Source organism: Bradyrhizobium sp. sGM-13 (genome assembly GCF_018398875.1).
GTDB lineage: Bacteria > Pseudomonadota > Alphaproteobacteria > Rhizobiales > Xanthobacteraceae > Bradyrhizobium.
The window spans coordinates 1-361 of record NZ_JAGWDK010000223.1 but is presented as its reverse complement, the minus strand read 5'-3'; the positions used below and the strand labels follow the sequence as shown (position 1 = coordinate 361).

Here is a 361-nt window from a genome sequence, read left to right as displayed (position 1 = left end):
ACATCGTCTCGGACGGCTGGTCGCTGGGCGTGCTGGTGCGTGAACTCAGTCAGCTTTACCGGGCGTTTGAGGCTGGACAGGACGATCCTTTGCCGCCGCTGGCAATCCAATATCCGGATTATGCCGCCTGGCAACGGCAGTGGCTGTCGGGGGAACGGCTGCAGAAGCAGGCGCAGTATTGGCGCGACACCCTGTCCGGTGCTCCGGCCCGTCTGGCGCTGCCGACGGACCGGCCGCGGCCGGCCCAGCCGTCGTTTGCCGGGGCCAGTGTTCCGATCGTCATCGATGCGGATCTGACGCGGGGGCTGAAGCGGCTGAGCCGGCAGCATGGCACGACGTTGTTCATGACGGTGCTGGCGGC

General features: G+C 67.0%; 1 protein-coding gene. It reads left to right on the top strand.

The genetic code is table 11. From position 1 onward, the window contains the following. The coding region (locus KJQ96_RS38865; protein WP_213291206.1) for a condensation domain-containing protein at positions 1-361 on the top strand (361 nt) is incomplete at both ends.